This is a genomic window from Bacillus cereus group sp. BfR-BA-01379 (genome assembly GCF_022663605.1).
GTDB classification, from domain to species: Bacteria; Bacillota; Bacilli; order Bacillales; family Bacillaceae_G; genus Bacillus_A; species Bacillus_A mobilis.
The window spans coordinates 41408-52669 of sequence record NZ_JAKUFT010000034.1 but is presented as its reverse complement, the minus strand read 5'-3'; the positions used below and the strand labels follow the sequence as shown (position 1 = coordinate 52669).

Genomic DNA, 11262 nt, shown 5'->3' with positions numbered 1-11262 from the left:
ATTGTTCCTTCACATACTTGGCATACGATTGTTCCCATTTTTCATTTCCCCCTAAGTTTATGGTCCTAAAAACTTTTAGCTGTCCATTTCCTATCAATTATTGGGCTTTTGTATGCTCTGTGTGCTCACATCCGCAAGATCCACATTTCCCGTAAAGTACCGTTACTTTCTCATCCTCGAAGTGTGCAATTGTACCTTCACAATCTTGACATACGATCGTTCCCATTTTTCATTTCCCCCTAAGTTTATAATCCCAAAAACTTTTGTAACCGCTTAACTTTCTGTCTTTATTTTAATATGTTATACTTTTTACGTCAATAGGTTTTTAGTATAACACATTAAATATTTTCAATTTAAATTAGTATGCGTTATTCAAACAAAAAAACAGCCATATTTATACGTACGACTGTTTTACATTAATTATTCTTCATATTCCGCATGCAAAGAAGTAGATGGGACTAAAAATTTAAAAAACTGAGCTAACTCTGCTGCTTCCTCTTCTGATCCTAATTTAAAAACTTCCTGTATATGTTGCACATTTTCTACATCATCTCGTCCAAGTAAGGTAGACCTTCCTGTTTGCATGCAAACAATGAGCGGCTTTCCAAAAAACATATTTGTATAAATAACACCAAAATCATAACGAGTATCATATGTCATAAACCCCAAAAATCGTACCTTCACACTTTCATGCTCATCATACAATTTTTCAAACATCGGTTTCCACCTTTCTACATCACCTTTCATTAGTATATTAAACAAAAAAAGGAATACTCCTTTTAATTGTCAAAAAATTCAGTAGGATGTAAAATGATGGTATTCTACTAAGTTAGGGGGAACTTATATGCAACATGCCTTTATTACGCTTGTACCTAAATCTAATCAACAATCTGTTTCAATAGATGATATAAAACAACTTTTTCAGTACTATAAAACAGTTACTTCCAAAACTGGTGTCCAAATTAATTACGCTTATACAAATACCGCTTTTCCTTATGAAATTTTAGATACATCAGCAACAACATTAAAACTACAATCTACTCACGATCGATATGACTCCATTTATGTTGGTGTTGGTATAGAAAAGGAACAATCTTTTATTCAGATTTCTTTACCACCTAATGCAACATTCGGTGATAAAGGAAAAGCAAATGAGTTTTGCCGTTTTCTAGCGAAGAAATTAGAAGGAGAGTTACAATTATTTAATGGAAGAACAATGTATTTCTATAAACGTTAATTTAAAGAATAGAAAATATGATTAAGAAAAGTATGCAATTTGAACACGTAAGGAATAAAGCCTGCTTTCTGATGTGCAATACAAAATATGCAATCACATATGCTAAATAAAGGAATACAAAAAATAGAATAACTTTGTAATGCAACTTATCACCATTTGACAATGATAATACAACAGAAAAACCACTCCATAATAAAAAATGATAAAATATAACATGTAATATTCTCATGGAATCTTCTCCTTTGACATGCTCTATTTTATTAATATATGGAATTATGTTTGAATCAATTACATATTATACGAAAGCATATATACAGCTTTTGAATTCATATATGTTTTACCGATTCATTTAAAGTATTATATATTCATTCGACAAGTACATATAAAGACCTTGCAAGCCATTTTATTAAAATAAAAAATAGCCCATCTCTTTAAATAAGAGATGGGCTATTTTCATTACTTAAATTATTTTACAATGTGAATTGGCATTCCAAGAGCAACTTCAGCTGCTTCCATTGTGATTTCACCTAATGTTGGGTGAGCATGGATTGTTTGAGCGATATCTTCTGCAGTCATTCCTGCTTCGATAGCTAAACCAATCTCAGAGATAATATCAGAAGCGCCTGCACCTGCAACTTGAGCACCTACAAGAAGACCATCTTCTTTACGTGTTACAAGTTGTAGGAAACCGTCAGTGCTGTTTAATGATAACGCACGACCGTTAGCAGCGAATGGGAACTTAGATACAGCTACTGTCATTCCTGCTTCTTCAGCTTGTTTCTTAGTGTAACCAACAGATGCTAATTCTGGATCAGTGAAGCATACTGCAGGAATTCCGATGTAATCGATTGCTGATGCATGGCCACTAATTGCTTCAACAGCTACTTTACCTTCGTAAGAAGCTTTGTGAGCTAATGGTGGTCCAGGAACGATATCACCGATTGCATAGATGTTTGGTACGTTTGTACGACATTGCTCATCGATTTCGATGATGCCGCGGTCAGTCATTTTAACTCCAACTTGCTCAAGACCGATTTCTTGAGTGTTTGGACGACGACCTACAGTTACTAATACGTAATCTGCTTCTACAGTTTGGATTTCACCTTTAACTTCAAAGCTAACTTTTACGCCAGTTTCTGTTTCTTCAACGCCTTTAGCCATAGCTTTTGTATGGATATTTACGTTACCTTTCTTTTGAAGAGCACGTTTAACAACAGAGCTCATAGCTTTTTCGAAACCAGCTAAGATTTCGTCGCCAGCTTCTACTACAGTAACTTCTGTACCGAAGTTAGCATATGCAGTACCTAATTCCATACCGATGTAACCGCCGCCGATTACAACAAGTTTTTTAGGGATTTCAGGTAAGCTTAAAGCGCCTGTAGAGTTGATAACACGTTTAGAGTATTTGAATCCAGGAATTTCGATTGGTGTAGAACCAGTTGCAAGAACAGCATTTTTAAACGTGTAAGTTTGAGCTGCATCTTCAGTCATTACGCGTAATGTGTTAGCATCTACGAAGTAAGCTTCACCGCGAATGATTTCAACTTTGTTACCTTTAAGAAGGCCTTCAACACCGCCAGTTAATTTCTTAACTACGCCGTTTTTCCATTCTTGAACTTTTGTAAAGTCAACTTTTACGTTCTCTGCAGTGATACCCATGTCATCAGAATGCATTGCATTCTCATAACGATGACCTGCATTGATTAACGCTTTTGAAGGAATACATCCAACGTTTAAGCATACGCCACCAAGGTTAGCTTTTTCAATGATTGCTACCTTTTGACCTAATTGTGCTGCACGAATTGCCGCAACGTATCCACCAGGACCTGCACCAACAACGACTGTATCTAATTCAATTGGGAAATCTCCTACTACCATTGTTATTACGCCTCCATTACTAATAATTGTGGGTCATTCAATAGACGTTTAATTTGGTTTAATGCTTTTTGAGCAGTTGCGCCGTCAATTAAACGATGGTCAAAGCTTAGAGATAATGCTAATACTGGAGCTGCAACGATTTCACCGTTTTTCACAACTGGTTTTTCAGCGATACGGCCGATACCAAGGATTGCTACTTCTGGGTGGTTGATAACTGGAGTGAACCATTGTCCACCTGCAGAACCAATGTTTGTGATTGTGCAAGAAGCACCTTTCATTTCAGCCGGAGCTAAACGACCATCACGTGCTTTACCAGCAAGATCATTGATCTCGTTAGAAATAGTGAAGATAGACTTGCGATCTGTATCTTTAACAACTGGTACTAATAGACCTTTGTCTGTATCAGCTGCGATACCGATGTTGAAGTAATGTTTATGAACTACTTCTTGAGAAGCATCATCTAAAGAAGTGTTTAACATTGGGTATTCACGTAATGCAGATGTTAAAGCTTTAACAACGTATGGAAGGTAAGTTAATTTAATACCTTTGTCAGCTGCAACAGCTTTAAACTTCTTACGGTGAGCAACAAGCTCAGTTACATCAACTTCATCCATTAATGTTACGTGAGGAGCTGTATGCTTAGAGTTAACCATTGCTTTTGCAATCGCTTTACGGATACCACTCATTTTCTCACGAGTTTCTGGATATTCACCAGCTGGGATTGGTTGTGCTTTTGGTGCTTCTTCTTTCGCTGCTGCTGGAGTAGCTTCTACTGCTGCTGGAGCCTCAGTTGCTGCTACTGCTTGTCCACCATTTGCAAATGCATCGATGTCAGCTTTAACGATACGGCCGTTCTTACCAGAACCAGCTACTTTATGGATGTCTACGCCGTTTTCACGAGCATATTTACGAACAGACGGCATAGCGATTACGCGCTCATTTACTACTTCTGCAGTTGCTGCTGGAGTAGCTTCCGCTGCCGGAGCTTCTACTGCTGCTTCTTCAGCTTTTGGAGCTTCGTCATGATCGTCACCTTTAAATTTAAGGTTTTCGTATCCAGGAGCATCAAATTTAATTAATGTATCTCCTACAATTGCAACTGTTCCTTCTTCTACAAGTACTTCAAGTACTTTACCTTTAACAGGAGAAGGGATTTCTACTACTGCTTTATCATTTTGTACTTCAAGAAGTACATCGTCTTCGTTTACTTCATCGCCTGGTTTAATAAACCATTTTACGATTTCACCTTCGTGGATACCTTCACCGATATCTGGTAGTTTAAATTCAAATGCCACGGAATTCAGCCCCCTGATTCATTTCATTATTATGGAATATGTACAAAAGAAACCAGCATGTGCTGATTTCTTTTGCACATGAAAAGCTAAAAATTAGAAGTTCATTACTTTGTTAACAGCTTCAACAATATCTTTATGGTTTGGTAACCATACGCTCTCAGCTTGAGAGAATGGGAATACTGTATCAGCAGCTGCAACACGTACAACTGGAGCTTCTAAGTTTAAGATTGCACGGTCGTTAATTTCCGCTACAACGTTAGCTGCAATACCAGCTTGTTTTTGTGCTTCTTGAACTACAACTACGCGGCCTGTTTTTTCAACAGAAGCGATGATTGTTTCGATATCTAATGGTTGAACTGTACGTAAGTCAACAACCTCTAAAGAGATACCTTCTTTTTCAAGTTCTTCAGCAGCTTTTAATGCAGCGTGAACCATAGCACCGTAAGCGATAACAGATACATCTGTACCTTCACGTTTGATATCAGCTTTACCTAAATCAATTGTGTATTCGCCTTCTGGTACATCTTGACGGAATGAACGGTACAATTTCATATGCTCTAAGTAAATAACTGGATCGTTGTCACGAATCGCAGAGATTAAAAGACCTTTTGCATCGTATGGAGTAGATGGAATAACAACTTTTAGACCAGGTTGTTGAGCCACTAATCCTTCTAAGCTATCAGCATGTAGTTCAGGAGTATGAACACCGCCACCGAATGGAGAACGAACTGTTACTGGAGCAGTCCAACGTCCACCAGAACGGTAACGCATACGAGCTAATTGACCAGAAATTGAATCCATTACTTCAAAAACGAAACCGAAGAATTGGATTTCTGGAACTGGACGGAAACCTTCTAATGCAAGTCCAACTGCAAGTCCACCAATACCAGACTCTGCAAGTGGAGTATCCATTACACGATCTTCACCGAATTCAGCTTGTAAACCTTCAGTAGCACGGAATACACCGCCGTTTACACCAACGTCTTCACCAAACACAAGTACGTTAGGGTCATTTTTCATTTCAACGCGTAAAGCATCAGTGATTGCTTGAATCATTGTCATTTGAGCCATGGCTTACTTCGACTCCTTTTCTTTGTAAATTTCATATTGTTCAGCTAAGTTGTAAGGCATTTTTTCGTACATGATTTCCATTAAATCAGTGACTTTTTGTTTTGGAGCTTGGTCAGCCTTAGCAATTGCTTGTTTGATATCTTCTTTTGCTTCTTCGATTACTTTCTCTTCAACTTCTTGAGACCATAGGCCTTTGTTTTCTAAGAATGTACGGAAGCGTACGATTGGATCTTTTTGTTCCCATTCGTTCTCGATATCTTTTGTACGGTAACGAGTTGGGTCATCACCAGCCATTGTATGTGGACCGTAACGGAATGTTAAAGTCTCGATTAAAGTAGGGCCTTCGCCGTTTACTGCACGCTCACGAGCGAAAGCAGTTGCTGCGTATACAGCTAATGGATCCATACCGTCTACTTGAATTCCGTAAATACCTGCTGCTACTGCTTTTTGTGCTACAGTTTTAGCTGCAGATTGCTTTTCTACTGGAGTAGAGATTGCATAACGGTTGTTTTGTACAACGAAGATTGCTGGAGCTTTGAATGCACCCGCAAAGTTCATACCTTCGTAGAAGTCACCTTGTGAAGCACCACCGTCACCAGTGTAAGTAATTGCAACAGATTTTTTACCACGTAGTTTCATACCTAACGCAACACCAGCAGTTTGGATGATTTGCGCACCGATAATGATTTGTGGAGCAAGTGCATTTACATTCTCAGGCATTTGGTTACCCATGAAATGTCCACGAGAGAATAAGAATGCTTGGTATAATGGTAAACCGTGCCATACTAATTGTGGCACATCACGATATCCTGGTAAGATGAAATCTTCTGCTTCAAGTGCGAAATGACTTGCTAATTGAGAAGCCTCTTGTCCAGCTGTTGGTGCGTAGAAACCTAAACGTCCTTGACGGTTTAAAGAAATAGAACGTTGATCTAGTACGCGAGTATACACCATACGGCGCATTAATTCTTTTAATTGATCATCAGATAATTCAGGCATAGCTGCTTCATTCACAACTTCGCCTTTTTCATTTAAAATTTGTAATGTCTCAAATTGAGCTGCGATAGCTTTCATTTGCTCATCAACATTAAATAGGGTCTTTTTTGTTTTAGTACCCATTCCGTTCACCTCTTCCTCTCTTGAACCATATTCTGAAACGCTTTCACTATCTATTAGCTAGACTGAAAACGCAACAATGTAAACCAACAAATTTATCTGTCGGTTGAGAATAATTTTGTGTACCTAACAATCTGTACTAATGTTTTTTCAGAAACATATTAATACAATCTTGATCACGTTTTTTAGTTTACAACTATTCTAATTACGATGTCAATTACTTTGAATACGTTTTTTTATAAATAATCTGCAGGTTTCTTCTACACAAACGTGTTTTTATTTTTCACATCTGTATTAGTAAGCATTAACCTGCTGTTATATTATTCCCTTTTTAACTTGTTTTTTCTCTTAGAATAATATGTAAACGATTTAATTCTCTTTAGTTTTTCTCTCTTCTTAACAAAAATATACAAACTCTTCTTCCTTTTATAGGTAATTACCCATACATTTCTACTCTTCCCTCCATACATTATAGTAACCGCAATATTAGCGGGAAATGATAAAGGAGGTCATCTCATGTACGGATACTCATATTGCTATCCAACTTGTTCATATCCTTCCTACGGTTATGGAGATTCTTGTGGTGGGTCTGGACGCGGCTTCGCCTTAATCGTTGTGTTGTTTATTCTTTTAATTATCGTTGGTGCTGCTTGCATTCGCTAATGTAAAATGAAACAACTATGGAAAGAAACAGACGGCTTTGCCGTCTGTTTCTTTATTACATACATAAGTATTCTATAGTAAAACGCTTTCCAAAGCGCTTCCCTACTTGTCGATGACTTTTTTCATCTCCTTTGGTAGACTAAAGAAGAAAGGAGAGATTACATATGCTTACAATGAAAGATGTCATTCGCGAAGGAGATCCTATTTTGCGAAACGTTGCAGAAGAGGTATCAATGCCGGCGAACGAAGAAGATACAACTGCCCTTAAAGAAATGATTGAATTTGTAATCAATAGCCAAGATCCTGAAATGGCTGAAAAATATAGTTTACGCCCTGGAATCGGATTAGCTGCTCCGCAAATCGGTATTTCAAAGAAAATGATTGCGGTTCACGTAACAGATACGGACGGTACATTATATAGTCATGCATTATTCAACCCAAAAATCATTAGTCATTCTGTTGAACGTACATTTTTACAAAGTGGGGAAGGCTGTCTATCAGTAGACCGCGAAGTACCTGGTTATGTCCCTCGTTACACAAGAATTACAGTGAAAGCAACATCTATCAACGGCGAAGAAGTAAAATTACGTTTAAAAGGTTTACCAGCAATCGTATTTCAACATGAGATTGACCATTTAAATGGTGTCATGTTCTATGACCACATTAATAAAGAAAATCCATTTGCTACTCCTGATCATTCAAAACCTCTAGAGCGATAATAAAAAAAGGCGGGAGTAAATCTTCCGCCTTTTTTTATATGAAATGGGTTCCATATTCACTTATAGCAATCCAGCCCATTTTAAGCCATGATATATGCCGTCTTCACTAACATCCTTTGTCACATGATTTGCAAGTTTTTTCAAGTCTTCATGACCGTTCCCCATCACAATACCTGTCCCAACTGCTTCAATCATTTCTAAATCATTTAAGCCATCTCCAAATGCATACACTTGTTCACGGTTAAATCCTAATTTTTCAATGAATTTCTCAATTCCTTTTGCCTTCGAACCACCATTTGGAATAATATCCATTGAATATGCATGCCAGCGAATAAAATGAAAGTCTGGATACTGATTAATAAACTTTTCCTCTTCATTCACTTCACAGAAAAGAAGCGTTTGATAAATATTACGTTTCTCATAGAAATCAGGTTCATATGCCGGATGCTCAAAATTTAAGCTTCCAAAACCTTCTTTCACATAATCATGGTATTCCACTGATGCTCTCATTTCTTGATGATCAAGATATACAAGTGGATATCCTTCTTGTTTTGCAAATTGAGTAAACTTATGTAAGGCAGCTGGATGTAACGGGTTATTAAATACTACCTCATCTTCAAATACAACGTACTGTCCATTAAAGCTAACATAATTGTGTATATTGAGTTCCTCACGAATATCTTCAAACATAAATGGCGCACGTCCTGTCGCAATTGCTACATGCACACCTTTTTCTTGTAAATGTCTTACTGCATCTCGTGTAGATTGCGGAATCTTCTTATCATGATCTAATAATGTTCCATCAATATCAAAAAAGACAATTTTATCATTCATTTGTCAAAATCCTTTCTGTTACTCTATATTCCTATTTTGATTATCGCTTTTCAAATTCTAAAAAAAAGTATAACATATTAAACATCTGTGAAGAAAGCGTTCACTTTCTGACCTTTTTTATAAAACCTGCATATATATATTAGTAAAAAATGTGGATACTTGTTCGTATGAATTTTCTTTTCTATTCTTTCTCATACTATACCTATAACTAACGGCTACTAATCGTTACTATAGAATAACTTTCCCTGTATGAGAAAGGACAAGATTCAACATTCACTTTTGTCTTCTTTCTTATATCGGAGACGGAGTTTTCACTAGTAATATGCATGTTTAAAATAAGGAAAGGAAGGAGTAATCATGCTGAAGAAGCTGAAGAAAAAGCTCAAGCGTTATTTAAAAGATCTAGTCCGTAAAAAGACAATCGCTTAAATTGTGCCCATTTCGGGCTTTTTCTTCATTCTCATTCGAAAAAACATGAAAATCGTGACTGTTTGCTTTATAATAAGTAACAGATAATGCAAAACATAGACAAGGAGAGGTTTTCCAAATGATTTTTAAAGTATTTTATCAAGACAAAATGACTGAGGTTCCAGTACGTGAAAATACAAAAGTTTTATATTTAGAGGCTACGTCTGAAAAGGATGTTCGTAAGAAATTAAATAAGTTCGCATATAATATCGAGTTCGTTCAGTCTGTTACTGGTGCTCATCTTGAATATGAAAAAGAAAACGCTGATTTAACATTAGCGGAAATCGTATAGTCATATGAAATTTCTAAAGAATGATCAGGCTGCCGTTTTTGCTTTAGGTGGACTTGGTGAAATCGGTAAAAATACATATGCTGTTCAATTTCAAGATGAAATTATTATTATTGATGCTGGAATTAAATTTCCAGAAGACGAACTCCTCGGAATCGATTATGTAATACCAGATTACACTTATTTTGTGCGAAACGAAGATAAAATTAAAGGATTATTCATTACACATGGTCACGAAGATCATATCGGTGGAATTCCTTACTTATTACGTCAAGTAAATATCCCGATTTATGGCGGGAAATTAGCAATTGCGCTAATCAAAAACAAATTAGAAGAGCACGGATTACTTCGTAAAGCAAAACTTTATGAAATTCAAGAAGATGATGTTATTAAATTTAAAAAGACATCTGTTTCCTTCTTCCGTACAACTCACAGTATCCCAGATTCATACGGAGTTGTTGTGAAAACACCTCAAGGACAAGTTGTTCATACTGGTGATTTCAAATTTGATTTCACACCTGTTGGTGAACCAGCGGACTTAACAAAAATGGCTGAAATCGGAAAAGACGGTGTACTTTGTCTCTTATCTGACAGTACAAACAGTGAAGTTCCAAACTTTACAATGTCTGAGCGCCGTGTTGGTGATAGTATCCAAGATATTTTCCGCAAAGTAGAAGGTCGTATTATCTTCGCAACCTTTGCATCAAATATCCATCGTCTACAACAAGTTGTTGAAGCGGCTGTTGAAAACAATCGTAAAGTTGCTGTGTTCGGTCGCAGTATGGAAGCAGCGATTGAAATCGGACAAAACCTCGGTTATATTCGCTGTCCGAAAGATACATTCATAGATACATCTCAACTAAACCGCCTACCGGCTAATAAAGTTGTTATTTTATGTACAGGTAGTCAAGGTGAACCAATGGCAGCACTTTCACGTATTGCTAATGGTACTCATCGTCAAATTCAAATCATTCCTGGCGACACAGTTGTGTTCTCTTCTTCACCAATCCCTGGTAACACAATTAGTGTAAGCCGTACAATTAACATGTTGTATCGTGCTGGTGCTGATGTAATCCACGGAAAACTGTCAAACATTCATACGAGTGGGCACGGTGGACAAGAAGAACAAAAACTAATGCTTCGTCTAATTAAACCGAAGTATTTCATGCCAATTCATGGTGAATATCGTATGCAACGTATGCATATGAAATTAGCAAATGATTGTGGTATTCCAGAAGAAAACTGTTTCATCATGGATAATGGAGATGTTCTTGCTCTTCGTTCAGATGAAGCAAGCGTAGCTGGTAAAATACCATCTGGATCTGTCTATATTGACGGAAATGGTATTGGAGATATCGGTAATATCGTATTACGCGATCGTCGTATTCTTTCTGAAGAAGGCCTTGTTATTGTAGTTGTAAGCATTGATATGAAAGAGTTTAAAGTTGCAGCAGGACCTGATATTATCTCACGTGGTTTCGTGTATATGCGCGAAAGTAGTGATTTAATTAATGATGCTCAAACATTAATTACAACTCATTTAGAAAAAGTAATGGAGCGCAAAACAACACAATGGTCTGAAATTAAAAATGAAATTACAGACACATTAGCACCATTCCTATACGAGAAAACGAAACGTCGCCCAATGATTTTACCAATCATTATGGAAATATAAGAAAAAGGACAATACCT

General features: G+C 36.9%; 12 protein-coding genes and 1 pseudogene. 5 read left to right on the top strand and 8 right to left on the bottom strand.

The window, feature by feature from the left end:
* Positions 1-97: 97 nt before the first annotated feature.
* Together MR113_RS14855 and MR113_RS14850 are read right to left on the bottom strand one after the other, a co-directional pair.
* Positions 98-226 carry a GapA-binding peptide SR1P gene (locus MR113_RS14855; protein WP_002111499.1) on the bottom strand — a complete coding sequence of 43 codons (129 nt, stop codon included), beginning with the start codon at positions 224-226 and terminating at the stop codon, positions 98-100.
* 194 nt (positions 227-420) lie between these two features.
* Positions 421-717 (bottom strand): DUF3055 domain-containing protein, encoded by a 297-nt coding sequence (locus tag MR113_RS14850; RefSeq protein WP_048546469.1) that lies wholly within the window; start codon positions 715-717, stop codon positions 421-423.
* A 127-nt stretch (positions 718-844) separates the two neighbouring features.
* Here MR113_RS14850 and MR113_RS14845 point away from each other — a divergent pair, with 127 nt between their 5' ends.
* Positions 845-1237 (top strand): DUF1885 family protein, encoded by a 393-nt coding sequence (locus tag MR113_RS14845; RefSeq protein WP_242255164.1) that lies wholly within the window; start codon positions 845-847, stop codon positions 1235-1237.
* 1 nt (position 1238) lies between these two features.
* Here the strand turns inward: MR113_RS14845 and MR113_RS14840 are convergent, their stop codons facing one another.
* The 5 genes from MR113_RS14840 to pdhA all read right to left on the bottom strand — a co-directional run bounded on the left by MR113_RS14840 (position 1239) and on the right by pdhA (position 6600).
* Positions 1239-1466 (bottom strand): hypothetical protein, encoded by a 228-nt coding sequence (locus MR113_RS14840; protein WP_242255162.1) that lies wholly within the window; start codon positions 1464-1466, stop codon positions 1239-1241.
* A 236-nt stretch (positions 1467-1702) separates the two neighbouring features.
* Positions 1703-3115: a dihydrolipoyl dehydrogenase gene (gene lpdA, locus MR113_RS14835; RefSeq protein ID WP_061678278.1), complete on the bottom strand. Its 1413-nt coding sequence runs from the start codon at positions 3113-3115 to the stop codon at positions 1703-1705.
* 5 nt (positions 3116-3120) lie between these two features.
* Complete coding sequence (gene pdhC / locus MR113_RS14830) at positions 3121-4410, bottom strand: pyruvate dehydrogenase complex dihydrolipoyllysine-residue acetyltransferase (RefSeq protein WP_071713168.1); 1290 nt, start codon at positions 4408-4410, stop codon at positions 3121-3123.
* A gap of 93 nt (positions 4411-4503) precedes the next feature.
* On the bottom strand, positions 4504-5481 hold the full coding sequence (gene pdhB / locus MR113_RS14825; RefSeq protein WP_000068163.1) for a pyruvate dehydrogenase complex E1 component subunit beta: 978 nt from the start codon (positions 5479-5481) through the stop codon (positions 4504-4506).
* A 3-nt stretch (positions 5482-5484) separates the two neighbouring features.
* The gene (gene pdhA, locus MR113_RS14820; RefSeq protein ID WP_097904475.1) at positions 5485-6600 is read right to left on the bottom strand and encodes a pyruvate dehydrogenase E1 component subunit alpha; all 1116 of its coding nucleotides are present in this window, start codon (positions 6598-6600) and stop codon (positions 5485-5487) included.
* A 579-nt stretch (positions 6601-7179) separates the two neighbouring features.
* On the opposite strand from pdhA, the pseudogene MR113_RS28595 reads away from it, so the two are divergent.
* A pseudogene (locus tag MR113_RS28595) lies at positions 7180-7260 on the top strand (YjcZ family sporulation protein); the annotation flags it as partial.
* Positions 7261-7424: 164 nt separating this feature from the next.
* Positions 7425-7979, top strand: a complete 555-nt coding sequence (gene def / locus MR113_RS14810) for a peptide deformylase (protein WP_242255160.1) — start codon at positions 7425-7427, stop codon at positions 7977-7979.
* Positions 7980-8039: 60 nt separating this feature from the next.
* Here the strand turns inward: def and MR113_RS14805 are convergent, their stop codons facing one another.
* Positions 8040-8813 (bottom strand): Cof-type HAD-IIB family hydrolase, encoded by a 774-nt coding sequence (locus MR113_RS14805; protein WP_061678282.1) that lies wholly within the window; start codon positions 8811-8813, stop codon positions 8040-8042.
* A gap of 547 nt (positions 8814-9360) precedes the next feature.
* On the opposite strand from MR113_RS14805, the gene MR113_RS14800 reads away from it, so the two are divergent.
* Positions 9361-9573: a DNA-dependent RNA polymerase subunit epsilon gene (locus tag MR113_RS14800; protein ID WP_000576434.1), complete on the top strand. Its 213-nt coding sequence runs from the start codon at positions 9361-9363 to the stop codon at positions 9571-9573.
* A 4-nt stretch (positions 9574-9577) separates the two neighbouring features.
* Positions 9578-11245: a ribonuclease J1 gene (gene rnjA, locus MR113_RS14795; protein ID WP_000670372.1), complete on the top strand. Its 1668-nt coding sequence runs from the start codon at positions 9578-9580 to the stop codon at positions 11243-11245.
* Positions 11246-11262: the final 17 nt, after the last annotated feature.

Coding starts and splice junctions, on each gene's coding strand:
- lpdA (WP_061678278.1), bottom strand. CDS start 3,115: ATGGTAGTAGGAGATTTCCCAATTGAATTAGATACAGTCGTTGTTGGT.
- pdhA (WP_097904475.1), bottom strand. CDS start 6,600: ATGGGTACTAAAACAAAAAAGACCCTATTTAATGTTGATGAGCAAATG.
- MR113_RS14805 (WP_061678282.1), bottom strand. CDS start 8,813: ATGAATGATAAAATTGTCTTTTTTGATATTGATGGAACATTATTAGAT.
- pdhB (WP_000068163.1), bottom strand. CDS start 5,481: ATGGCTCAAATGACAATGATTCAAGCAATCACTGATGCTTTACGCGTT.
- def (WP_242255160.1), top strand. CDS start 7,425: ATGCTTACAATGAAAGATGTCATTCGCGAAGGAGATCCTATTTTGCGA.
- MR113_RS14845 (WP_242255164.1), top strand. CDS start 845: ATGCAACATGCCTTTATTACGCTTGTACCTAAATCTAATCAACAATCT.
- MR113_RS14855 (WP_002111499.1), bottom strand. CDS start 226: ATGGGAACGATCGTATGTCAAGATTGTGAAGGTACAATTGCACACTTC.
- rnjA (WP_000670372.1), top strand. CDS start 9,578: ATGAAATTTCTAAAGAATGATCAGGCTGCCGTTTTTGCTTTAGGTGGA.
- MR113_RS14850 (WP_048546469.1), bottom strand. CDS start 717: ATGTTTGAAAAATTGTATGATGAGCATGAAAGTGTGAAGGTACGATTT.
- MR113_RS14840 (WP_242255162.1), bottom strand. CDS start 1,466: ATGAGAATATTACATGTTATATTTTATCATTTTTTATTATGGAGTGGT.
- MR113_RS14800 (WP_000576434.1), top strand. CDS start 9,361: ATGATTTTTAAAGTATTTTATCAAGACAAAATGACTGAGGTTCCAGTA.